18 protein-coding genes are annotated in these 25,185 nt (G+C 33.9%); 8 read left to right on the plus strand and 10 right to left on the minus strand.

What is annotated here, in order from left to right:
* Positions 1–56 precede the first annotated feature (56 nt).
* The 3 genes from FHK87_RS04440 to FHK87_RS04450 are packed head-to-tail and all read right to left on the minus strand — an operon-like array spanning position 57 to position 4,861.
* Complete coding sequence (locus FHK87_RS04440) at positions 57–1,616, minus strand: PepSY-associated TM helix domain-containing protein (protein WP_226294081.1); 1,560 nt, start codon at positions 1,614–1,616, stop codon at positions 57–59.
* A 27-nt stretch (positions 1,617–1,643) separates the two neighbouring features.
* Positions 1,644–2,363 (minus strand): DUF4198 domain-containing protein, encoded by a 720-nt coding sequence (locus FHK87_RS04445; protein WP_226294082.1) that lies wholly within the window; start codon positions 2,361–2,363, stop codon positions 1,644–1,646.
* A 23-nt stretch (positions 2,364–2,386) separates the two neighbouring features.
* Entirely contained in the window at positions 2,387–4,861 is a 2,475-nt protein-coding gene (locus tag FHK87_RS04450) for a TonB-dependent receptor (RefSeq protein WP_140590411.1), read from the minus strand.
* Between the two features lie 224 nt (positions 4,862–5,085).
* On the opposite strand from FHK87_RS04450, the gene FHK87_RS04455 reads away from it, so the two are divergent.
* The 3 genes from FHK87_RS04455 to FHK87_RS26035 all read left to right on the plus strand — a co-directional run bounded on the left by FHK87_RS04455 (position 5,086) and on the right by FHK87_RS26035 (position 7,628).
* Positions 5,086–6,096 carry a helix-turn-helix transcriptional regulator gene (locus FHK87_RS04455; RefSeq protein ID WP_140590414.1) on the plus strand — a complete coding sequence of 337 codons (1,011 nt, stop codon included), beginning with the start codon at positions 5,086–5,088 and terminating at the stop codon, positions 6,094–6,096.
* A 381-nt stretch (positions 6,097–6,477) separates the two neighbouring features.
* Entirely contained in the window at positions 6,478–6,978 is a 501-nt protein-coding gene (locus FHK87_RS04460; protein ID WP_140590418.1) for a hypothetical protein, read from the plus strand.
* A 41-nt stretch (positions 6,979–7,019) separates the two neighbouring features.
* On the plus strand, positions 7,020–7,628 hold the full coding sequence (locus tag FHK87_RS26035; RefSeq protein ID WP_226294083.1) for an SHOCT domain-containing protein: 609 nt from the start codon (positions 7,020–7,022) through the stop codon (positions 7,626–7,628).
* A 193-nt stretch (positions 7,629–7,821) separates the two neighbouring features.
* Here FHK87_RS26035 and FHK87_RS04470 read toward each other — a convergent pair whose 3' ends face one another.
* The 7 genes from FHK87_RS04470 to FHK87_RS04500 all read right to left on the minus strand — a co-directional run bounded on the left by FHK87_RS04470 (position 7,822) and on the right by FHK87_RS04500 (position 18,910).
* Positions 7,822–8,655: a crotonase/enoyl-CoA hydratase family protein gene (locus FHK87_RS04470; protein WP_140590421.1), complete on the minus strand. Its 834-nt coding sequence runs from the start codon at positions 8,653–8,655 to the stop codon at positions 7,822–7,824.
* A gap of 17 nt (positions 8,656–8,672) precedes the next feature.
* Complete coding sequence (locus FHK87_RS04475) at positions 8,673–9,800, minus strand: heparan-alpha-glucosaminide N-acetyltransferase domain-containing protein (RefSeq protein WP_140590426.1); 1,128 nt, start codon at positions 9,798–9,800, stop codon at positions 8,673–8,675.
* Between the two features lie 63 nt (positions 9,801–9,863).
* Positions 9,864–12,311 (minus strand): GNAT family N-acetyltransferase, encoded by a 2,448-nt coding sequence (locus FHK87_RS04480; RefSeq protein WP_140590429.1) that lies wholly within the window; start codon positions 12,309–12,311, stop codon positions 9,864–9,866.
* Positions 12,312–12,327: 16 nt separating this feature from the next.
* On the minus strand, positions 12,328–14,787 hold the full coding sequence (locus FHK87_RS04485; RefSeq protein ID WP_140590434.1) for a GNAT family N-acetyltransferase: 2,460 nt from the start codon (positions 14,785–14,787) through the stop codon (positions 12,328–12,330).
* A gap of 10 nt (positions 14,788–14,797) precedes the next feature.
* The gene (locus tag FHK87_RS04490; RefSeq protein WP_140592697.1) at positions 14,798–15,967 is read right to left on the minus strand and encodes an MFS transporter; all 1,170 of its coding nucleotides are present in this window, start codon (positions 15,965–15,967) and stop codon (positions 14,798–14,800) included.
* A gap of 90 nt (positions 15,968–16,057) precedes the next feature.
* Positions 16,058–17,389: a lysine N(6)-hydroxylase/L-ornithine N(5)-oxygenase family protein gene (locus tag FHK87_RS04495; RefSeq protein WP_226294085.1), complete on the minus strand. Its 1,332-nt coding sequence runs from the start codon at positions 17,387–17,389 to the stop codon at positions 16,058–16,060.
* A 12-nt stretch (positions 17,390–17,401) separates the two neighbouring features.
* Positions 17,402–18,910, minus strand: coding sequence for a pyridoxal phosphate-dependent decarboxylase family protein (locus FHK87_RS04500; RefSeq protein ID WP_140590441.1), 1,509 nt, complete (start codon positions 18,908–18,910; stop codon positions 17,402–17,404).
* Between the two features lie 412 nt (positions 18,911–19,322).
* Here FHK87_RS04500 and FHK87_RS04505 point away from each other — a divergent pair, with 412 nt between their 5' ends.
* The 5 genes from FHK87_RS04505 to FHK87_RS04525 all read left to right on the plus strand — a co-directional run bounded on the left by FHK87_RS04505 (position 19,323) and on the right by FHK87_RS04525 (position 25,157).
* Positions 19,323–19,724 (plus strand): DUF983 domain-containing protein, encoded by a 402-nt coding sequence (locus FHK87_RS04505; protein WP_140590446.1) that lies wholly within the window; start codon positions 19,323–19,325, stop codon positions 19,722–19,724.
* Entirely contained in the window at positions 19,721–20,353 is a 633-nt protein-coding gene (locus FHK87_RS04510) for a Crp/Fnr family transcriptional regulator (protein ID WP_140590449.1), read from the plus strand. Before FHK87_RS04505 ends, FHK87_RS04510 begins: the two co-directional genes overlap by 4 nt.
* A 49-nt stretch (positions 20,354–20,402) precedes the next feature.
* Entirely contained in the window at positions 20,403–22,133 is a 1,731-nt protein-coding gene (locus FHK87_RS04515) for a SulP family inorganic anion transporter (protein WP_140590452.1), read from the plus strand.
* Positions 22,134–22,205: 72 nt separating this feature from the next.
* Entirely contained in the window at positions 22,206–23,621 is a 1,416-nt protein-coding gene (locus FHK87_RS04520; protein WP_140590456.1) for an MBL fold metallo-hydrolase, read from the plus strand.
* A 273-nt stretch (positions 23,622–23,894) separates the two neighbouring features.
* Positions 23,895–25,157, plus strand: coding sequence for an NAD(P)/FAD-dependent oxidoreductase (locus tag FHK87_RS04525; RefSeq protein WP_140590461.1), 1,263 nt, complete (start codon positions 23,895–23,897; stop codon positions 25,155–25,157).
* Positions 25,158–25,185: the final 28 nt, after the last annotated feature.

Raw genomic sequence — 25,185 nt, forward strand, 5'->3', positions numbered from 1 at the left:
ATCTCTTTCGACAGGTTTAATATCACAGTATACTAATTCAGTTTTATCCTATATATCTACACCGTTTGTAATCGCCAACGATTCAACGCAGCAATCAATACTCCGCTTATAGCTACCATCCAGCCCAATACAATAATCTCTGAGGTGTTTGATGGCTCGTGCATGATGGCTTCAATCACATGATACACGTTGAATAATCCCAACAACACTGCCCAAACCATAGAGGTGATTTTGAACCATTTTTTGGTAATCTCCAAACTTGCCAATGCCAGCATCAAAATGATAATTTCAAAAAGAATACGATAATAGTGCGCCCATCCGGGGGTCTCGCCCGTAGCGCCTTCTATTTTGAGTTCTTTTCCAAAATAGATCCCTGCTAATCCATAGATATGATGCAGAATAAAACCTACTGCAAGGAACAACCATAATAAAGCGATCTTATTTTTCATTTCTTCGATATTTTGTGTTGCTGTGGCCTCATCATCAGACACCTCAACAACAACTTTGTTTTTCTTCTTTTTCTTTAATCTATTCAAATACAACATCAGCCCGGTAATGGGTAATGATGCTCCTATCAAGCCTGCCAAAAACACGAGTAGTTTACCGCCAAAACCCAAAATACTACCGGTATGGATATCATAATAGAGGCTGTTTAGTTTTTGACCCGCATTTTTTTCTTCGTCAAATCTGGTGGTAATCAATGATCCCGTATCTGCATTTGCATAATAATCATCACTATTACCAAATTCATCATCATCAATAGAACTCATCACTCTAATGGGTTCTGTATCTTTGGTCGGTAAAAAATAAATAAAAAGGTCTTTGTTATCTCTTTGAGGAACGACATCTTTCTTTAAGCGATCCAATGCAATACGATCAAAGGTAGCAGATGCTGTTGTAACAGGTTTTTCTTCTGTTTTTTCTTCAAAAGTAACCGAGGCATAGAGCAAATTATCTACCCATGTAAATGTCCATGCAATCCCAGTGATCGCCAATAAGATGAGTATGGATGCGGCATAAAACCCTAATACATTGTGTAAATCATACAATACTCTTTTTTTGGACCCCTTGATTTTGACACCAAATCTGGATTTTCTTCCTTTTTTGCTTTTAAATACTTTGAGACTTCTCGGAAACCACAACACCAACCCGGTAATCAACGAAAATATAAAGAGGACTACTGACCAACCGATAATCTGTGTTCCCACTTCTCCCAACAGAAGGTTCATGTGTATATAGAGAATTATCGTAAAAAAATCTCTTGCCAGAAATACTTCTCTTAGGATTTCTCCCGTATACGGATCAACAAACGAATAATAATATGCCTTATCCTTTACCGTAAGCAACATCGACGATCGTGTGGGTGTATTAAAATCATAAATACGCATCACGTCATGATCAGATTGCTGCTGATATTTATGTAAAAGCTCAGACAAAGGCATTCTTTCTGCAGCATCATGGTGTTCTACCGTATAATATGGATACACCAGCATTTTGATCTCTTTCTGGAATGCATATATCGATCCTGTAAGACATACAATGCAAATGACCAGGCCTGTTACCAGACCCAGCCATAAGTGGATAATTCTAATTGTTTTTTTAAAGGTATTCTTCACTAGTATAATTTAAAAGAACAAAAGCGTTTAATTAATGGTATACACAGCGCAATGCCATGTAAATTGATACTTGACACCATCATATGATCCGGGTAACTCATCTTCATGAGTGGCTTCTACAACATAGCGAGTAGCAAAAGGCTTAGAAAATGTGATCACCCCATTACTATCGGTCTTGATTTTTTTTGACCAATCTTCTTTTATAAATACCGTAACCTCTTTATCTGCCAAAGGTTTATTTTTGAAAAGCACCTGTAGTTTTGCAGTATCTTCTTGCGTAGATACATCTATGATTGTGATGCTTTCAGGATTTGCACTTGCCGTTTTTGGAGCACGCTTATCTCCTACTTCTACTTTGGCTACCGAGTGATATTGTGGGCGAAAGATCCCATAATCATATTGTGTGTAGTCTAATACCTGATATTTTTTGTTGTCTAATATAATCGAATATGTACCTTTTGATTTTGGTGTAAAACTCGAAGCATAATATGATGCTTCTGCCTGTGGTTGTAGCTGTTCTTTGTTACCGTTTTGATCTACAACCCATATTGTAAAGTTTTGCGCATTTTGAAACACTTCTCCATCTGTTTTTTCGATTTCACCACTGGTAAACTCTCCAAAGTAGATGCGTATTTCGTGTTGTTCACCAATCTGTCCTTTGGGTGCGGTCTCAATCCAAAAGAAATGTCCAAAAGATTTTGTAGTACCTATCAAAGCTAAGCATACGGTTAGAAATACTAATTTCATATTCATCATATTCACGTACATTTTTAAAATTTATAAGAAATACTTGCTAGTAAACTTCTTGGTTGTTGTGCATTAAGTGTTGACCAACCTCTAAAATAGGTTTCATCAAGAGCATTGTTCAGTTTTAATGACACTCTATAGTTTTTGTGTTGATAAAATACCGAAGTATTTACTACAGTATAACTAGGGATAATAAACGTATCGGTAATAGAACTGTCCAGAGTATTGCGATCTCCTGCGTAGTTAAATCCTGCTCCCAGTCCAAATCCTTTGAGCGCAGAAGATTCTTGAAATGTATAACTTGCCCAAAAATTAGCTAAATCTTCTGGCCCCGCAGTATCTGGTCTTCTTCCTACCTCATCAAAAGGACCCGGGTTATTTGTAGAAACTAATATCTCACTATCATTATGGCTATATCCCGCAATAATATTTAATCCCGGGATTGGATTTGCGATCACTTCTATCTCAAAACCTTTGCTCTCTACTTCTCCTCCTTGTATAGACACACTACCTAGTGGAGCTCCTGCATCGTCAAGAATGATATTAGAAAATACTCTGTCTTTTACCTGAATATCATAATAGCTAGTCACTATAGAGAGTTTATCGTTAAATAAATTGGCTTTAATCCCAAACTCAAGCTGGTTTCCTTGCTCCGGATCAAAATTAAGTGTCTCGCCGGTTGGAGAAACTTCTGGGGCAATGTTTCTAAAACTATTTTGGTAGTTTCCAAACAAAGATAACTTGTCTTTGATAGGCTGATAGATCAATCCAAATTTTGGAGATACTGCAGTTTGATCATAATCATCTTCGTCATCAAACGTATTTCCTTCATTATCAAAAATATCTACTCTCAACCCTGCTATTGCGGATAATTGTTGTTTTCTATCTTCTGGAAAGAAATCTACCTGGTCAGAAGCATAAAAACCATAGATATGCTGGTTAGTCTTAATATTATTCACAACTACATCCGGGTTTGCAGCCATATTTTGCGCAATAGCAGCATCTACAGAAGCTCTATTCAAAGGAACATTAGGCACAGAACCATCTGGTGCTCTTCCTACAGCGGTTCCATCAGGTCTGAAAATACCTGTAAATACAAATCCAGAATCAGAATTATTAGTTGTTGATTGATTATAATAATCAAAACCTGCTATTACACGATTTCTCACTTGACCAATTTTAAAATCTCCTCTGAAATTTTGCTGGATATTGGTCGTTCCTACAGAAAAGTTTTCATTTCTAATAGATTGCGAAAAATTAAATTGTCCATCTATATCAAAAAGGAAAGAGTAATATCCTTTGGATTCTGCAAAACTTCTTGAAACCGCCGTTTGAGAACTCCATTGGTCAGAAATTTGATAATTCGCCTGTGCTTGTAGGTTGAATGTTGGGCTCTCTATTGTAAGATCATTGCTGGTAAACGAGCGGTCTCTATCGATCCCTACATCATCCGAATTAAGTACTGCAGATGGCGCTGAACGATTTAAGAATAACAAAGGCGTATTGGTTTGCTCTGCATCATTAAATTCTGCCATAACCAAAAATGATAGTTTATCGCTAGCTTGATAGGATAATGTTGGGGCCACAAAAAATGATTTTTGAAAACCTGCATCTTGCCAACTCCCTCTATACTCATACGCACTAGTTACACGTAATAGATATTTACCCGCAGCATCAAGATTCGTATTTACATCGGCTGTAACTCGGTTAAGACCGTATGTTCCTGTAGTATAAGAAACTTCACCACCAAATCCCTGATATGGTTTTTTGGTCGTAACATTAATAATTCCTCCGTAATTAGTAAGAGGGCCTCCAAACAACGTTCCCGAAGGTCCTTTGATTACTTCAATTTTTTCTATATTGATAGGATCAGGACTTCCAAAATTAAGTGCCGGTAACCCATTAGAAAAATTAGGCTGTGCTTCAAAACCTCTAAGTGCAAAATATCCTGCACCATCGTTACCACGACCTGTAGACTCCCACAAGCGATCTAACCCTGTAACACTATTTAAGGCATCATCAAAGTTGGTAACCACCTGATCTTTGATCAATTCAGAACTTATAGTATTATACACCTGAGAGTTTTCTATATTTTTTAGTGATAGTTTTGATACCACCTCGCTTGTTTTTCTAGAAAACTTATTAGCTCTTTCTCCATTGACCATCACCTCATCAAGTGATTGTATAGATTTGATTAAGATAATATCTGATACTTCTTGTGTCTGATTTGATGTTACTTTAACCCCAATTTGTTGAGAAAGATATCCCACAGCACTTATGACAAGTGTATAGGTTCCTTCTGGTACATTTGTGATCTCAAAAGTACCATCACTCATAGTTTGACTACCCAAACTTGTTGTACTTAGTGCTATATTAATATCATCTAATGGAGTATTTGTATCCGAGACCACTCTCCCTTTAATGGTACCCGATTGAGCAAGAATTATTTGTGTTGCAAATAAAAATGCTACGGTAAACAACCAATTTACTTTTTTCATTTTGTTTGTCTTTTTATTGGTAAAATAATGTGGTAAAAAAAAATTTATCCCCTGAGTAGAGTATTGTTTTGTACTATTAAAAAGCACCAAAAAATATTTTTAAATGTTTTTTAAAATAATGACTTGTGTTATGCGTTTTCATTTAACTATATTTGTTATTTATAATTGATCTAAATAAAATTAATGCAAAAATAATGTCTGGGAAAAGATAAAAATGACGCATTATGGATAAAAAAAGACGCAAAAAAACGTCGTTATCAAATACAATATCAAACGAACCAAAATACCGATCGTTACATGCTATCATACAACTCATTAGTAAAAAACAACATTGCGGATTGTACACAAAAAAGTTTCAGTTTCTACCAGAATATGGAGAGGGGTATTTAGAATATCACCGATTTGAAGGATTGCAAGTCAGTATTTTTGATGCCATGCTTCATCAGGATTTTAATATCTCAAGAAAACAAACTGTAGATGCTTTAGAGCTTTCTTTTTTGATAGATGGCGAACAGATCATAAAAATTGATGGAAATAAAGATGATTTTATTTATGAAAATCAAGAAAGTTATTTGGTGTACATTCCCAACGTTTCCGGGTCTGTCAAATACCACAAAAACAAACCGCTCAAAGAAGTAAAAATACGGATGACTCAAGATTTTATCAAAAAATACGAACTCGATACTTCTTACGAAATAAAGACCAAATATGCTTTACGACAGTTCAAAAATAGTTTTATAAAACCATTATGTACAAAAACTCAGGAAATACTGGCAGAAATATTAATAGACAATAGACAAGGGTTATTAAAAAGATTGTTTCTCGAATCCAAAGTATTAGAACTGCTTTCTTTACAACTCGATGCAACACCTAAAGATAAGCCTGAAACTCAAAACACAGATCATCTTATCAAAAAGTTATATAACGTACAGGTGATCATCAATGAAGATCTTACCACTCAGCATTCTGTTTATGAGCTTGCACGTAAAGTTGGTATCAATGATTTTATGCTAAAAAAAGAATTTAAACGTGTATTTGGCACTACGATCTTTGAATATACCCTTGATCTTAGAATGACCAAAGCAAAAAAACTGTTGAGATACAGTAAGAAACCCATCTATGAAATCTCAGAATTAGTAGGATATAAAAATTCTACTCATTTTACCGCTGCTTTCAAAAAGATAGAAGGAATTACCCCAAAAAAATATAGAAAAGAAATTGCAGAAAGTTTATGATACTTCTGAAGTTTGAAGTTTAAAATTAGATTTTAGATGTTTGAAGTACAAAGTAATGAGTACAAAGTAATGTGTACAAAGTACGAGAAAAAAAATTTTCTTGGATCTCACCCTTCACCCTTTCAAAAGCTAATTTTCACTTTTACATTTTACATTTAGACTTTTACATTTTTAATCATTCTTCATGTCACAACAGCATAAACTAGAGACCAAAAACAATAAAAAAATCCCCCAAATGTGGAAATCCGTAAAAATCATAAAGAAAGATTGTTGATTTTTGAGAATCCTAATAATATAATATTAATGCAATTCTCAACTTAGTACAAACAAATGTAAATGTTTGTAATTTTGAATTAACACTAATACTCAAAATAAACTTCTATGACTGAAAATATTTTATCTCTAATTATCGGTGGAGGAATTGCAATTATATCTGGAGGGTTGAGTCATTTTTTAAATAACTATTTTAAATCAAAAAATGAAAAGCAGAAATATGTATTTGAAAAATTAGAAGATATAATCGAAAGTGTAAGTAATTTGGAACAAAACTTTCAAACTGATATAGCTGGAATTTTAAAACTATCAAACCCAAAGGACGGTGAAAAGATTCTAAATCTAACTTTTGAACAAAATAAACTAGAATGTCTTGTTAAAATATATCATAACGATTTATCAAAACCTTTTTTCGAATTAAAAAATGCAATGAATGCATATCATAAAAGAAAAAGGGAGATAATTAACTTTGAAAGAAATACAAAGATAGATAAAGAAAAAATTACAAATGAATACAATAGGTTAGTAGTTGACTTTGAAAATTTTATTAAAAAAAGTAATGAATTTATAAATTGCTTATCTAAGTATGGTAATAAGAAAATAAAATAAAAACGAGTGTTAATAGACATTGTAAAAAATTAAAACCTGTTTTGAAAGTAAAATCAAAAAAACATTGGTATTCATATACCGGAAATCTATTTTCAATCCTATTCTTAGGAATTCCTTGTCTAATATTTTATTACAAAAAAGAAGTAATACCTGAAATTCACCCATATCTTAGAATTGGAGTTTTAGTTTTTGGAGTTTGGTTATTTTACAAAATGCTTAGAGGAATTATTTTAAACTCAAGAGTCGAATGGATATTTGAAAACAATGTCCTAACTATTAAATCAGGCTTATTGCCTTGGAGAAGAACAGTTTTTGGAATTGATATTTCTCAAATTTATGAGGCTTACTATTCAAAATCCTTTATGGGAACGCTTTTAGGCTTTGGGGGAATTTATATTAGAAGAACTGATGGGGTTACATCTAAGATATATCAGCTCACAATGAATAATCATAAAAAGATGGTCTCAGAAATAAATAACGCAATATCATTATATAAAAATGATCAAAATGAAAAGAATGAAGTCTTAACCTCAAAAGAATCTTTATCAGACGAATTGAGGAAGCTTGCAGATTTAAACAAAGACGGTGTAATTTCTGATGAAGAATTTGAAAAACTAAAAAGAAAATTATTGAATAATGTTCTTGATTAACACTTATTCTTATTTAACTCTTAACCTCTAAACAACCTTTTTGATTCGATATATATTTACAAAATTATGTATTATCACACGCAACTATCCATAACTAGTACCTTCAAACTGAACTTGTCACCTTATTAAAAACCCTATAAAACTTTTACTTTATATCATCCAATAAGTTAGTTTTTTAGAGATACAGTGCGTTTTATGAAGACAAACTAACCTTTACTTTTCTTGCCTGTGCATTGCCTAATGCTTCCATCTTACGAAGATCAAATTTATGAACATTCATACAAGCCTCTACCCATAAGTCTGTGATTTTGATAAGCTCTTCTTTCGACAACGGAAAAACGATTTTTTGGCACTGCCGATGGTAATATTCAAAGTTAAATTTTTCTCTAATGCTATCTATATGAGACAGTAAAGAAAAGGTTGCATCTTCAAATCCAATTAAATGATCGATACAACCTTTTTGATATAAATCTCTAGCAGTATAGATTTGTCCGTTTTTTAATATGATGTCAGCGTCTTTATGGTTTAACTTTCTGTACAAAAAGCTATAGGCTCCCATTCCAGGAAAAAGATTGAATTTATTTTCAGGAAGGCAAAACTTAACTTGCTCTTCTGCTACGATCAGATCATGCGCCAAAACACATTCAAAACCTCCTCCATAGGCATTGCCTTCTACCAGAGCAACCGTCAATACGTCTAAACCAAAAGAAGTATAGATCTCAAAAATAGCATCGATACATAAATGGGCATATTTACGAAGTTCAGAAAGATTACCAGATGTAATATTTCTTATAAAAAATGGCAAATCGCCTCCCATATTATAAATCCCATGATGTTCTGAGGCAGATACAATAAATTTAAGTGGTCTATCTGGTGTAGAAAAATAGTCTCTAACCCATCCCGCAAACTCTTTGAATTCTTGTAGTCCTTTCAAACAGAAGTTTGGCATTCCTGTATTTTTAATTTTCCAAAGTAACATCTCCTGTTCTTTGTAATATGTGACATCAAGGCAACCAAAACTTCTCATCTCTTTTGCTATTACTATTAAACTATCGATTTTTTTGAAATGACTTTGCTTGTTTTATCTTTCTTTATTGAAAAAAGCTTGTCAAGGCCTTTTTGTATCATTAGGGTAAGTGATAGAAAAACAGGAATTAAAATCAAAACTCCCACAACTCCAAATTGTTGATATCCTAGCACTCCCATACCCCAACAAATAATAACCCATTGTATGATATATATGGTGGTTACTCTTTTACTACAATAAAATAAGAACTCAAATATTTTGTTTGATTTAACTTTGGAAGTTACTGTATGTGAAATCCATAACAGTACAAGATTAAATCCTGCCAAATATAATACCCCACCTGGTCCCAGATGAAAATAATCTCCAAAATGATACTCAAAGTTATAGTAACACAATCCTCCTCCCGCAATCATTAACACAATTCCAAAAAAGAGCATCCTTGTAAAAACAAACTTTTGGTCTTTATTTCTTTCATTGTACCATTTTCCAAAAAACATTCCGAGTAATATAAAAGAAAACCAAGGAAATACAGCAAAATACACATTCCATCCGGCTCCCCACATAAGATCTAAGACATAATCCAATCCTGAAATACCTAAGCGGAAACCATGTATCTCCTTGGTCGTAAAAGCAATAACAAGTGAAAGTAATAATGGAATATATTTGTTTTTACCAAATTGATTGATAATGCCCATAAATAGCAATGAAACTCCTGCCAGTTGTAAAATATCGCCTGTCAATAACATATAAACCATGTTATCAAAAGTAGCCGGAGGTGTCCAGCCATAAGCTTCTATAAAATTATCAGGCATTGTTCCTAATGCTGTAGGCAACACAAATTTTAAAAAATTCATGAGATACCCTGCCAACAATAAATAAATCCCCCTTTTAATTGATAATATAGCACTTTGATTTCTGGATAAAGTAAATGAGATCCCCATTGCTACCAAAAACATAGGAGTACCTTTTCCAATAAAATGGATGGCTTCTCCTAACCATGTTTCACTTTGTGTAGCAATACTACCATAAATCCATAGTGTATGTACCAAAACGACCATAAGAACACTAACTCCTCTGGCAAAATCTACTGCAAGGATTCTTTTTGAATTTGTAATTGTTTTCGTTTCTATTTTTTGATGCTCCATAATAGCTTTTTGTCTAATAGTTTTCTTTTTATTCGTGTATTTTTTTCATTAATATCCAGCTGGTTATGCATCAACATTCTGGATATCTTCTTTGATAAACATTATATTTTGGGTTTTAAATCTTGCAATTGGGTTTTGCAACATTCCATCTAGAATTAAACTCTCAATAGGATCGCCAAGATTGAGCATTTGCTTCGTATTTCGCAACTGCAATCTATTTAAGCAACATCTATCAAACTCTGGAATAAAAAGATCATACTTATCATATTTTTCCTGAAACTCTGGGTGCTCTGATTGATAGATTAGAATACATTCTGCCACCAATTGCCAAAAGTGATCTTCTTCAAATCCTGAGTGTTTTTCTAAAATTGAAGACATAAATCTGAAGAAACAATCAAAGACATCTGTGAAAATGGTAAGCACTTTCATCTCATCAGAGGTTTTGGTGTACAACCGTTCTGCTTCACCAAACAATTTTTCTTTGTTAAAAACAATCACTTCTTCTGTGATATCTTTCATCAAAATATGAACAGGGGTATGATCCTCCATCACCATAATGATGTTTTCGCCATGAGGCATAAATACCAATTCATGTTTATAAAAACAATGCAACAATGGGCTTAGATATGCATGTAAGTATCTGCGAACCCATGTTAATGTGTCATTTCCGGAAGCATTAATTAGTGCTGCAAGAAAAGAATTGCCTTGATTATCTATATGCAAAAAGGCAGCCATTGTCATTAGGTTTTGGTGTGCTTCAATCTTATTATGAGGACTTTCTCGCCATAAGGCGGACAACATTTTATTATGAGCATTTGTTTTTCCTAACACTTCGTAATATGTATTCTGAAAACCAACAGTAGCCACTTCGCCAAGCATTGTAAAACCAGTACTTTTAAGATACGGATCATTTTCAAGCAACTTCGTAATCCAATTTGTGATGTGTGGAGTACTTTTCATATAATACGGCGAAAGTCCTCTCACAAATCCCATATTCAAAATCGATAGCGCAGTTTTGGTATACATTTTTTCGGGATTGCTACAATTATATAAGGTACGTATTGACTGTTGCGCACTATAATGATCTTCACTCTCTCCTAAAAAAACAAGGTTTTGATTTGCTATATCAGCCGCAAACACATGTTGGATCTTATTGTTCCATTGCCAGGGATGTACGGGGATAAATGTATAGTCTTCTATATCCAATCCAAGTGCTTGAAGCTTTGTATTAAATTTTGCGATACTGCTTATTCCTATTTCTTTTCGCATCAAAGGCTTATATCCAAATTGTTTTGTGGATGTAAAAGTTGTTTTACTGTTATGCCCTGCCAACCATATGATCGTAAAAGGATGATTCGCTTCTGGAGCATACTTCATATAGTCTTCGCTGTCGAATCCTATTCGTCCGTTATTGGCAACAAAACAAGGATGCCCCTCTGTCATAGCATGCTCTATCATCTGAAAAGAGGTATGTATTAATTCTTGAGCAGAAAATTGTTGATTCGCATACTTATATGCTGCACCAGACAATGTGCTTGTGATTTCTTCTAAATACACAGCAAGTAAATCTTCTGGGATACCTAAAGTATTTTTGAATTCTACAATAAATGTCAGTGCTTCTATAGGTTGTATGATCTCAATTTTCTTTTTTACAATGGTTTGTTCATCTATATCCCAATGATCTAGTGCTCTTTTTGTAGCGTTAAATTCGTAGGTAATATCTGATGTATCTGAAATAAGGACATAAGTGTTTGAAGCCTTTTCTTTTTCAATTTTTTGAGGAATAAAAACACGTTCATGAGCAAATTCACTGATGGCTTTGCGTACCAGTGCCAGATTAACCTTTTTCCATATTTCAGGAGATAGGTGCATCATGGTAGATTTGGATTGGTCAGTTAGTTGTACGCTTGTCATTGTGTTTGATTTTTGTTGTAACCATTTTGCTTGTTGATACACTTGTTTTTCACAAAATGCTAATGCTGCTCTTTTTTCGGGCAATTCAATTTCTTTTTGATATTGAAAACCTGCTTTTTTATTGAGTTTATGAATCTTTTCATTTCTCACATCTGGTTCGACCACAATCCTATCGATATTAGGTTGATCAAAGAAGAAGTCTAAAACGGTACTAAATACATTCCATGTAAAGTTTTTTATTTTTTGTGTAGGTGGGGCTACCAAAATATGCATTCCATAATCTGTATCTTTTGCCTTGTAATACTTTGCAATTCGATCTGCTGTAGCTTTGTATTTCTCCATTAAAAAAATAGGTTTGCCCTCATGCTCTCCTATAAAAACATCATAGTATTTTTGGGCAACTAGCTTAGCATATTCTTCTCGTACTTCATGTATTGTACTATCCAACATCCCCCAATATGACGCATACGGTTTGGTCACCCATTCATGCAAAAAACCTGCATCTTGTTCTACATTAAGATAACGTAAATGAATGGTTCCAAACCCTTGGATAGATTTTGAAAACACATATTTTGATATTTCTGTATGAATATTCATAAAATTAGTATCATGTTTAAGAAGCTGCTTCTACAATATCTTTTCTGTAACTCGCAATAGGGTTCTTCAATCGACCTGCAAATTGAAGTAAAGCAACAGGGTCATCCAGGTCTATCATTTGTTTATGGTTATTCAATTGTAACCTGTTGAGACAAGACAAATGAAAATCCGGGGCAAATAAATCATATTGTTTGAACTTGGCTGATTTCTCAGGATAGCGTTCTTGATATTCCTGAATATTGGCAGCAACAGTTTTCCAAAATTCATGTTCAGAAAAACCGGCATGTGCTTCCAGAATATGAGACATAAACCTAAAGAAGCCATCAAAAATATCGGTAAATACAGATAATAATTTGACATCTTCTGGCACCGGAGCATACATTCGTTTAAGGTGTTCTGGTAATTCTACTTCGGGACTAAGAATACAAGCTTCTTCGGTAATGTCTTTTAACAATGCTTTTACCGGAATATGATCTTCTAATACCATGATAAGGTTTTCACCATGGGGCATAAAAACCAAATCAAAATGATAAAAACAGTGTAATAAAGGGCTTAAATATGCTTTAAAATACCTTTGAAGCCAATCTTGTATGGAGAGTCCTGATTTTTGGATAATCTTGGGCAATAAGGCTTCGCCTTTGTGATCGATATGAAGAAAAGCCGCCATCGTCATAGGTGTTTGCTTTTGAGTAATCGCACTCATTGGACTTTCTCTCCATAAAGAAGCTAACATTTTATTATAATCATTATGGGGTCCAAACTCTTCAAAGTGAGGATTTACATAACTCACTGAAGCAATTTCACCAAGCATACGAAACCCAGTCTCCTGAATGTAAGGGTCATTGTATAAAAGCTCTTCTAACCAAACTGCCATTTTGGGTGCTGTACCTAAATAATATAATGGTAAGCCTCTCATGAAACCCATATTCAAAATAGACAGTGCTGTTTTGGTATAAAATTTATGAGGATTGGTACTATTAAAAAGTGTTCGAACTGATTGTTGTGCAAAGTACTGATCCGGACTATACCCTAAACAGATCAAATTTCCCTCGGCAATCTCGGGTGAAAATATGTGGGCCAACTTATTAAACCATTGCCAGGGATGCATCGGGATGAAGAAATAATCATCCGGATCAAAACCTTTGCTCTTTATTATCTCATTAAAAGCGGTTAATGTATCTTGATCAAGTTCGTTTTGTATCAGTGTTTGATAAGGTAAATCTTCTATAGCTGCATATACGGCTCTACTTTTATGACCCGCCAGCCATAGCAATGAAAAAGAATTTCCTGCCTCGGGGGCATATGATCTATAATCACTACTATCAAACCCAATTCTACCATTGTTTGCCACAAATCCAGGATGCCCCTCTGTCATAGATTGCTCTATCGTTTGAAAATCTGCATCTACCAGTGCTTCTGACAATGGGTTTCCTTTCAAAAACTTAAAAGCGCTTCCGTATAGTGTGCTGATAATTTCTTCTAAGTACAAGGGCAATTGATCATTACTAATACCTAGTTGTTTTCTAAATTCTTTGATAAAGATCACCCCATCAAGAATTGCAAGTTCGTTGTCTTTATATTTTTTAATAGAAGAAGTATTGATCCAAAGGTGATTGAGTGCCAATGGTTTTGCTTTAAATTGATATGCTGTAGTATCATGATCGGTTTGTAGTGTATACATGTTCCAGCCATCTTGCAGTTCTTCTGTTACCGTTGGTTTGACTAATAACTCATGACTAAATTCACAAATTGCCTTTGTAATAAACAACGCATTTACTTGTCTCCATACTTCTGGTTGTAGATGGGCAATTGACTGCTGCGGCGAAACAGCGTTATCTAGTGTATTCATAGCACTTCTTTTATGAATTGTGGGTAATAATTTAAGTTGTTGATATGTAGCTCTAGACAAAAATGCCAATTGAGCCGTTTTGTGTGGTAATTCTATAATTTTATCTAATTGAAATCCGATCCGTTGACAAAGTGCAAACATCTTTTTGTTGCGAATATCCGGTTCTACCAAAATCTGCTTGATGGTAGTATCTTCAAACACAAAATCCATGATTGTCCGAAACAGATACCAGGTAAAATTTGAAATTTTAACCTTTGGTGGTGCTACGATAATATGGATGCCTTTGTCTGTGTCTTTTGCAGGATAATAATCTCCAACAACATCCTGTGTGGGAGCATATCTCTCAAGTATAAAAACAGCTTCTCCTTTGTATTCTCCTACAAAAATATCATAATGAGCGGGTTGCATTAATGTTTTGTATTCTGCTTTTACCTCTTCGAGTGTATAATTTTGCATCCCCCAAAAAATGGCATAATCCAGATTTACCCATTCATGAAGAATAGGACTATCTTTTTTGACATCAAATTTCCGAATGCGAATAGCTCCCAAATCATCATAATGTGTTGTAAACACATATTCTTGATTTGTGTTTTCTAAGGAAATATTATAATCATGTTGTTTAGACATACAAGATTCTTTATGTTTTAGCGAGTTGTTTTACTTGCTTTTCTTTAAATGTTTTATAAAATATCAGGTAATACAAACCAAAGGTTAAGATGAAACCAGCGAGCCCATATACAAATGGAATCTGTAATCCTTGGAGATCAACTAAAATCCCTACTGAAAAAGAAGCTAGCAATACACCCAGATTTTGAAAAAAGTGAACTTTACTATAATCCAGCGAATAAGACTCTGGAGTACTGTATTCGAATAACAAGACATCAAAACGAACGACTCCTTGAAAAATAGCCCAACCATATATGATCCTACCTACAATTACAATTCCATCTACCGGGATTCCTTGTAGCAATATCCCTATCATACCAATAGCAATAGCAGAAATGATTCCTTGGTGTTTGCCTTGCGAACTACTTCGTTTGGTATTGATCCATAGGGCAAACAATGCCACAAAACCTGGAATTGCATATATAAACCCTGATATCAATTTACTTTTGTATATCGAAATACTTTCCCAATAGGCTGCAAAAAATGGTCTGATCAAAAAGTCACTAAAATATAAGATCATTGTAATCAGTCCTATTTTTAAAATAAAACCTTTGGGCATTACACTGCTTTTTGCTGATACCTCTTTAGACTGCTCTGGTTCTATATTCTTTTTAGTATTAAATCGTTTATTTTGTATCAGATATAGACTCATACCCATCTGTACGAAGTCTCCTGCTGCCATGATCAAAAAGATTGTACTGGCTTGAACCAAATCAACTGTTAGCCCTCCTATTACTGCTCCTAGAATTCCTCCCAGATGCACTACAACGGATAGTGTTCCAATAGTCTGTTGATGCTCTTCTTTGGTAATGATTTTTAAGATATAAGGATATACCAGCAAGTAACTTCCTTTGAAGAAAATCATGATCAGAGAAATCAACCAAAAATTAAAATATGAGCTTGTCCAATAGCAATACAAGGCTAATATACCGGCAATAAGTTGTGTATACACCAATATATTGAGCTCTGAAACTTTTTTGGAGATATATGCCCAAAACGGAAATCCTATCATCACCATAAAACAAATGGCAGCAAAATAATATCCTACAAATTCTGGATCTTTAATCCCGAAACGAGCCTCAAAAAACTGTGGATAGAATGGATGTAGCAAATAGTCGCTTACTACTGCTACAAGAGTCATCAAAATAAGAAAGTTTTTTAGGCTCATTACTGTTTTTTATAGGTACATCTCATAAACCCACATAAAGATTTATGAGATGTATACACTTGTTTATTTTATAAAAGAGGCTTCAGTAAGAATTTCTTCTTCTTCAGTGACTTCAAACTGCTGAAAAGCAATACGTTTTTCTATCGGATAATACTCTTTGCCCATAATTTCTTTGATAATAAAAGAATTACGATAGCAGGCCATACCCAAGTCAGGAGTCACAAAACCGTGCGTATGTAATTCTACATTCTGTACAAAAATATCTTCGCCCGATTTGTCTATACTATAATTGCGATGTACATCATATCTTCCTTTATCATCCCATCGTATTTGATCTGAAATTCCTTTGATAAACTCAGGCATATGATAGGTGTATCCCGTTGCCAAAACTAGAGTCTCTGTCTGATGCCCATATTGTTTGCCCTGCTCTACTTGATTTAATTCTAGACTAAACACTTCTTCAGCTTCATTAAATTGTACTGCTGTTAATTCTGAATTGGTACGTAACTGTATATTGACCTTATTAGTAAGTTGTTTTGTATATATCAGATCATAAATATCTGCTATAAGGTTTTGGTTGATTCCCTTATAAAGATGTTTTTGATTCTTGATCAGATGATCTCTTTTTTCTGAAGGAAGATTATAAAAGTAATCTACATACTCTGGAGAAGTCATTTCTAACGTCAGCTTAGAATATTCTAGTGGGAAAAATCTTGGCGATCTTGTAATCCAATTAAGTTGATATTCTTTGGTATCAATCTCTTGTAATAGATCGTAAAAAATCTCTGCGGCACTTTGCCCACTACCTAATATGGTTATTGCTTTTTTAGACTGTAAAGCGTCTTTATGATCTAAATAAGAAGATGAATGAATCGCTTTTCCTTTCAGGTTTTTACAGCACTCAGGAATGTGAGGTTGTGTTCCTGTTCCTAAAACTAATTTTCGAGCTTTGTAAACCTTGATCTCTTCGGTTTGTGTACATTTTGAAGTCACAACATAACACTCATCATTTGTATCATATTCTACATAAGTAACTTCTGTATTAAAAAACAGATTGGGTAATTGTTGTATCACCCATTGGCAGTATTGATTATACTCATTACGTAGTAAAAGAAAGTCTTCTTTGATATAGAAAGAATACATCCTACCCTGTTTTTTAATATAGTTTAAAAAACTAAAAGGACTTGTTGGATCGGCCAAAGTAACCAAATCTGCCATAAAAGGGATTTGAAGCGTAGTATCTTGAAGCAACATTCCGGGATGCCAATTAAATCCTGGTCTTTTATCCAAAAACACGCCTTCTACTTCTTCTATTGGGTTTGTTAAACACGCTAAGCCCAAATTAAAAGGACCTATGCCAACTGCGACAAAGTCAATTATTTTATTTGTTTCCATCATCATGTGGTTTTAATTATTGGAGGTGTAATATTGTATTCCTTGATCTTTGATCATAGTAATGATGTCAAGGAGGTTTTCTTTTCTATTACGTGGATTTAATAAGGTAAACTTTAGATAGATATTACCATTCAGTTTGGTACTTGCTACTGATGCTTGCCCAGAGTTGAAAAGTGTATTTTTTATATGAAGATTTATAGCATTGAGCGTTTTATCATCCTGAATTCCGGGGGTTTTAAAACGAAATACCAATGTACTTAACTCTGGTTTATGAGCTACTTCAAAATGGGTATCTTCTTTAATACTTTCATACACTTCAACTGCAAGATGATGTACTTTTTCCAGAAAGAAACCTAAGTTTTCTTTTCCGGTTACTTTCAAAGTAAACCATAATTTTAGTGCATCAAATCTTCTTGTGGTTTGTATCGATTTTTCGATAAGATTAGGTTGCTCTTCGTCCCTATGTTCTAAAGGGTTCAGATAATCAGCATAATACGATACATATTTAAAATGTCTTGTGTCTCTTACTAAAAATGCACTGGAGCACACAGGTTGAAATAATGTCTTATGGAAATCTATTGTAATTGAATCTGCATGTTCTATACCATTAAGGAGATGTCTATGCGTATCTGTTAGCACATAACATCCACCATATGCCCCATCAACATGAAACCATATATCATATTCTCTTGCAATTTTAGAAATGGTTTGTAAAGGGTCAAAACTTCCAAAATCAGTTGTTCCTGCTGTAGCTACTATCGCAATAGGAATATTGCCAAGTTGTTTTTCTTTTTCTATAGCTTGTACAAGAGCATTAGAATCCATCTTCATTTTATCATCTGTAGCCACAGGAATAACGGCATCGTAACCCATACCTAGTAAGGCGGCATTCTTTTTAGTACTAAAGTGTGCTTTATCAGAGCAGAAAATCCTGAATCTGCTTACCTGGTCAGACCACCCATTTTCTTTTAGATTAATCCCATAATGTGTAAAAGCATAATGGTCTCTTGCCATCAAAATAGCTTTAAAATTTGATTGTGTGCCTCCACTGGTAAAAACACCATCGGCCTGAGAGGGCAGATTCATCAAATCACAAATCCAACGAATCATTTCTTGCTCTATTAGTGTAGCAGTAGTGCTTTGATCCCATGTTTCTACAGCTGTATTTACAGTAGAAGCGATTAAATCGCCAACCAAAGCTGGTAAAGCTAATGGGCAATTAAGATGCGCTACGTAGTTGGAATGATGAAATGAAATAGCGTGATCCAAAAAAACGGTTTTGATCTTTTGTAATGTTTCATCAATAGTTAATGTATCTCCTGATTCTACCGAAATATCATTTTTAAACATTCGTAATTCCTCTGGAGAAGCACCACTATAAAACTGATCATTCTCTAAAAAACTCTTGAGATATTGAACTGTTTTTTCAATATATTCTGCATATTCTTCTTTTGTATTTGCATCAAAAAGATGGTCAAGAGTGTGGTTAGGTTTAAGACTAATTTGAGTTTCTAGCAACATATTTTATTTTTATTTAATCTAAATAAGATTTAATACAAAGCTAGTGATCAAAAGAAATAACTAAATGACGTGAATTGGATAAAAAATGACGTGTTTTTTTAATTAAGTAGAAATTAACACTCTAGTGATACCTTGGTAATCATAAAGAAATATAACGGTGATTACATTTTAAAATTGTAAGATTTATACTTTTATTTTGATATGCTTTTTTAAAAAAGTGGGCTATATTATCAAAACAATATAGCATATAAGAAATCACTCATTTTTTGTATATGTAACCATTGTTACTGATGGATATCTTTTGAAACTATACCTTTATAAAAAATTTAAGCAGGTATTCTTACTAACTTATTTTATTACTATTTTAACGTAGTAGAACACAAATACTATATCATACTATAAATTAAAAATCATGTTTGGTAAAGGTTCAAAATTATACAGCATCCTATTTTTAAAATGCCCTCGATGTCATGAGGGGAAATTTTTAAAAGCTCATCCATACAACTTAGCAAATTTTAACAAAGTAAGAGAAAAATGTCCTAAATGTGGATTGAAATATAGCATAGAGCCTAGTTTTTACTACGGCTCTATGTATGTTTCATATGGAGTAGGTATTGCTGTAGCTGTAGCTGTTTTTGTTTTGATCAAATTGTTTGGTCTTGATTTAGGACCTATTGAGATTTTCATAAGTATAGTCGTAGCCCTTGTATTGGCAATGCCATATATCGGAGCTGTCTCAAAATCCATTTGGGCTAATTTTTTCTTTTCTTATGATAAATCTATTGCCAAAAATATAACACAGAAAGTTAAATGATTCAAGAGTTAAGAGATAGTTACGGAAACCAATTTGAGGATGCTTTAATTTATGAAATCGTTCAGGTCGGCACTTTCAAAGAAATTCCTGCTGGTTTTAAAATGATAGAAGTTGGAGATTATATAAAAGGGATGCCTTTGTTGGTCTCTGGCGTGATCAAAGTACTACGAGATGACAAAGATGGCGATGAGTTGTTACTATATTATTTAGAAACAGGCGATACTTGCTCTATGACAATGACATGTTGTATTGGTGAGGTTAAAAGTGAAATCAGGGCTATTGCAGAAACAGATGCAAAATTGATTATGATCCCCATTAGAAAAATGGAAGAATGGACTGCAAAATACAAATCATGGAGGAATTTTGTTTTTGAAAGTTACCACAATAGACTCAACGAGCTCTTAGTGACTCTGGATAGTGTTGCCTTCAATAAAATGGATGAGCGCTTGGTCGATTATTTGAAAGAAAAAGCTCGTGTAAATAACGAAACGAGTATCCATAATACACATCAAGAAATTGCTTACGAATTACATAGTTCTAGAGTTGTTATTTCAAGATTATTAAAAAAACTTGAAAAATTAGGTAAAATAGAACTTCATAGAAATTATATCGAAATCATTAATCTGTAATACCATATCGCATATTAGTTTATTAATCATGGTATAACCCATATTTTAGATGTTAAAACGCTATTTTCCAATTCTACAATGGTTACCCAATTACAAGAAATCGTATTTGTCTGGTGATATTGCTGCAGGAATAACAGTAGGAATCATGTTAATCCCCCAAGGAATGGCCTATGCAATGATTGCCGGCTTACCTCCTGTATTTGGACTTTATGCCGCACTTATCCCTCAAGTAATGTATGCAATCCTCGGTACATCGAGACAATTAGCAGTTGGACCGGTAGCTATGGATTCTCTACTTGTTGCTTCTGGCCTAGGAGCTTTATCATTATCAGGTATCGAAGAATATATTGCAATGGCTATATTTCTTGCTTTATTTATGGGAAGCATTCAACTCTTACTAGGAGTATTAAGAATGGGGTTCTTAGTAAATTTCTTATCAAAACCAGTTATTAGTGGATTTACCTCCGCAGCTGCGATCATCATCGGATTAAGTCAACTCAAACACCTATTAGGAACAACCATAGAAAGAAGTAATCAAGTACATATTTTACTGAAAAATGCATTTGCTACCATTGATCAGACCAACCTATATACATTAGGAATCGGTATTTTTTCTATATTTTTAATCAAAGGAATCAAAAAAATACATAAAAGTATTCCTGCCGCCTTAATTGTTGTAGTATTAGGTATTGTTGGTGTCTATGTTACAGGACTTCATGATCTGGGTGTAAAAATTGTAGAAACTGTTCCCAAAGGTTTTCCTGATTTTAAAACTCCATCTGTACCATATACTAGGATTACAGAATTGCTCCCTATTGCATTAACACTAGCACTTATTGCCTTTATGGAGGCTATTTCTGTAGCCAAAGCTGTAGAAGAAAAACACACTGACTATGAAATAGATGCTAATCAAGAACTAATTGCTCTGGGAGCGTCAAACATGATTGGTTCTCTTTTTCAATCCTACCCAACAACGGGTGGGTTTTCTAGAACTGCTGTAAATGATCAGGCGGGCGCAAAAACAGGTATTGCAGCTTTGGTTAGTGTTCTAGTTGTTGGACTTACCCTACTATTTCTAACACCATTATTTTATTACCTTCCTAATGCTATTCTTGCTGCGATCATAATGACCGCAGTTTTTGGTTTGATAGATATCAAATATCCGATACAGCTATTCAAAAACCGAAAAGACGAATTCTTATTACTAATCATCACTTTTATAATTACCCTCACTATAGGAATTAAAGAAGGAATTCTTACAGGAGTATTAATATCCTTGCTACTTTTAGTCTACAGAACTTCAAAGCCGCATATTGCTATCTTAGGTAAAATAAAAGACACGAATTATTTTAAAAATATCGATCGTTTTAATACCGACACAGAAACTTCTCAACATATACTGATTATTAGATTTGATGCACAATTATATTTTGGTAATAAAGATTATTTTAAAAAAGAACTTTATTATCAAATAGATCAAAAAGGGAAAGAACTACGTACTATTATCCTCAATGCAGAATCCATTAATTATATCGATAGTAGTGCTGCGCATATGCTCTTACAAATAATTAAAGAATTAAAAAACAAAAATATCCAATTCATGGTAGCCGGTGCTATTGGTCCCACTAGAGATATTTTATTCAGTAGTGGGCTTATTCATGCTATTGGAAAAGAAAATTTATTTGTAAAAACGTATGAAGCATATGAACACTGTAATCATTCTATCCAAAAAACAGCATTACAAAAGAAAATAGCATTACAAACAATTAAAAGTTCTTAGGTGACTTAAGTCACTGTATCTCTAATATTTCGGATATATATTTATTCCATCAAAATTTTAAAAGATAGAATCATGAAAGTAGAACAAATTTATACGGGATGTCTTGCTCACGCAGCTTATTATATTGAAAGTAATGGTGTCGCAGCCGTATTTGACCCCTTAAGAGAAGTGCAACCTTATATTGAGCGAGCACAAGAGGATAATGCTGAAATAAAATATGTTTTTGAGACTCATTTTCATGCGGATTTTGTGAGCGGACATTTAGATTTACAAAAAAAAGCCGGTGCGCAAATCGTATTTGGTCCTGGAGCTAAACCTAATTACGAAGCTATCATTGCAGAAGATGGGCAACTATTTGAACTTGGAGCCTATAAAATAAAAGTCATTCATACTCCGGGACATACTATGGAGAGTACAACATATCTTTTGATTGACGAAAATGGAAAAGAACACGGTATCATCACAGGAGATACTTTATTTATCGGAGATGTAGGAAGACCTGATCTGGCACAACATGTAGTCTCAGAATTGACAGAAGAAAAATTAGCCGGGCATCTCTATGATTCGCTTCGCAATAAAATTATGCCATTAGACGATAGTCTTATTATATATCCTAATCATGGGGCTGGTTCTGCTTGCGGAAAAATGATGAGTAACGAAACTACAGATACATTAGGTAATCAGAAAAAATTGAACTATGCACTACGTGCAGACATGAACAAAGAAGAGTTTATAGAAGCACTGCTCAAAGGACTTACCACCCCTCCCGGATATTTCCCCCAGAATGTATTGATGAACATCAAAGGATATGAAAGCCTAGACACAGTAATGGATAGAGCTACAAAAGCTTTGGAGCCAGATGCTTTTGAAATAGTTGCAAATGAGACTTCGGCTTTAATACTCGACACCAGAGATGCTTTAGATTTTGCTAAAGGAGCCATCCCAAATAGTATTAACATAGGGCTTAATGGTAGTTTTGCACAATGGGTTGGCGAAATGATCCCAGATGTAAAACAACCTATATTGTTAATCACTTATCCCGATAAAGAAGAAGAGGCAATTACAAGATTATCCAGAGTTGGTTATGATTATGCTATTGGTTATCTCAAAGACGGATTTGACTCCTGGAAAATTGAAGGTAGAGATTATGATATTATACATCGGATATCGCCAAAAGAATTAGAACACCGTTATCATAAACAAGAAACACTCATTTTTGATGTACGTAAAAAGAGTGAGTATGACTCTGAGCATCTTATCAATGCAATAAATGTACCTCTAAATGAAATCAATAAACGTCTAGCTGAATTTCCAAAAGATCAACCTTTTGTTATCCACTGTGCAGGAGGATACAGAAGTATGATTGCTGCTTCAATCCTAAAACAAAGAGGTTGGAATGAATTTTCTGATGTTGAAGGAGGTTTTAAAGGGTTAAAAGAAACATCTCTACCCAAATCAGAATTTATTGAACCTACAACAATGCTATAGTTAAACGCTAGTGTACTCCCTTGGGTTAAACCCAAAAGGCATCGGTAGAAAATAATTTTGATTTCCAGCCAAGCCACGGAGTACTTACATCTCGATTATCGAGTAAAAAGTAGAAATTAAGGTTGAAGATGAACCTTCTTTGTTCGATGAGCAGAGAAGGTTTTTATTTTATCGAAAATAGTATCCTAATGATCTTGCTATGTAACCTATGTTACAAAAATTTCAATAATTATGTTATAGTTTTAGATATTTCATATTAAAAATCAACAAATTATGACTAAAAAGCACCAACTATTAATTATAGGGGGAGGAACAGCAGGAATTATGGTAGCGGCGCAAATGCTCAAAAAAAATAAAAAAATTGATATTGCCATCATAGAACCTTCAGATACGCACTATTATCAACCGGCATGGACACTAGTTGGCGCTGGCGCCTATAATTTTAAAAACACAGCAAAATCAATGCAAAGTGTGATCCCAAAAGGAGTCCATTGGATAAAAGATTATGCTATTGATATCGATCCTGAACATAAAGTAGTCGAAACTAAAGCTAGTGGTCACATTAAATATAGCTATCTCGTTGTAGCTACCGGTCTCATTATGGAACCATCAATGATAGAAGGGCTTACAGAATCTTTAAGCAAAGGGGTTGTTTGCAGTAATTATACAGATCCAGAACATACCTGGGAGGTTATCAAAAACTTCAAAGGTGGAAATGCCGTTTTTACACAACCAACTACTCCTATAAAATGTGGTGGTGCTCCACAAAAAATAGCATATCTCGCTGCAGATTATTTCAGAAAAAATAAATTGAGCTCAATAACCAACGTGATTTTTGCAACTCCGGGATCTGTAATTTTTGGAGTAAAGCCAATTAGAAATACCCTAATGCATGTTCTTGAACGATATGATATCTATTTCAAAACCTTCTATGCTCCTTTTAAAATCGATGCAGAAAAACAAATCATTTATTTTAGGCATACGGGAGAGAATGAAAATCAATGTGTAGTTACAGAAGATAAATCTATCGGTGAACGACTAAGTGGTGACGCTATTATAGAGATGCCTTTTGACATGTTGCATATTGCTCCGCCGCAAACTGCTCCAAAATTTATACGTGAATCTGTATTAGCAAATAAAAATGGTTGGTTAGATGTTGATCATCATTCTTTACAGCACAAAAAATACAGTTCTATTTTTGGGTTGGGTGATGTAGCAGGCTTACCTACAGCAAAAACAGGTGCTGCAATACGAAAACAAGTACCAGTTGTTGTAGATAACATTATTGATGTTATGAAGCATCGAGAAGTATCAAACAAAGAATATAATGGATATTCTTCTTGTCCGCTTGTGACCGGATATGGTAAAATGGCACTAGCAGAATTTGATTACGAGAGTAATTTTACTCCAGATCCTAAGCTGAAAAAAGTTTTTCTTTTTAATAGTGATAAAGAACATTGGCGATTATGGTTATTAAAAAAGTACGGTTTACCTTATCTATATTGGAATAAGATGCTAAAGGGTAAAAAGGTTTAATTAGAATCACTATTACTCAGCTAGATTT

Origin of the sequence: Aquimarina algicola (assembly GCF_006443095.1) — a bacterium.
GTDB lineage: Bacteria > Bacteroidota > Bacteroidia > Flavobacteriales > Flavobacteriaceae > Aquimarina > Aquimarina algicola.